Origin of the sequence: Neobacillus paridis (assembly GCF_016765675.1) — a bacterium.
Taxonomy (GTDB): Bacteria; Bacillota; Bacilli; order Bacillales; family Cytobacillaceae; genus Neobacillus; species Neobacillus paridis.
On the sequence record NZ_JAESWB010000421.1, the window covers coordinates 1 to 561 of the forward strand.

1 protein-coding gene is annotated in these 561 nt (G+C 63.3%); it reads left to right on the plus strand.

All coding sequences use genetic code 11. From position 1 onward, the window contains the following. Positions 1-441 (plus strand): integrase core domain-containing protein (locus JK635_RS29430; protein WP_235888366.1); only part of this gene is annotated, 441 nt, incomplete at its 5' end. Between the last annotated feature and the right edge of the window lie 120 nt (positions 442-561).

Here is a 561-nt window from a genome sequence, read left to right on the forward strand (position 1 = left end):
GACAACGGTACGGCGATGAAGGGGGCGACGATGCTGGCGTGCATGCAGCAACTGGGCGTGGTGCCCTCGTTCAGCAGGCCGCGGGTGAGCAATGACAACGCCTATGCAGAAGCGTTGTTCAAGACGGCGAAATACTGTCCGCTCTGGCCGGAACGCCCGTTCGAGACACTTGAGCAAGCGCGGCAGTGGGTGGCGGGTTTCGTACGCTGGTACAACGAGGAGCATCGCCACAGCGGCCTGAACTATGTCACGCCGGATCAGCGCCATCGTGGTCAGGCCGACGAGCTGCTGGCGCATCGCAAGGCGGTCTACCAAGCCGCCCGGGCCGCCAGGCCGCAACGCTGGGCGGCTACCACGCGCAATTGGGATCTTGACGACGTGGTGTATCTGAACCCAGAGCGAAAGGAGACCTTGCCGGCCGTGATGCGACGTGCTGCATGACTAATTCAGCGACAACTACCTTGACACATACCGCGAAGCAAAAAAAGTGACCCGGCCGCCGGGACGGACTCCCGGCTTGCCTCCACGGCAGTGCAGCGGCATTGCGTCACCCGGCAAGGC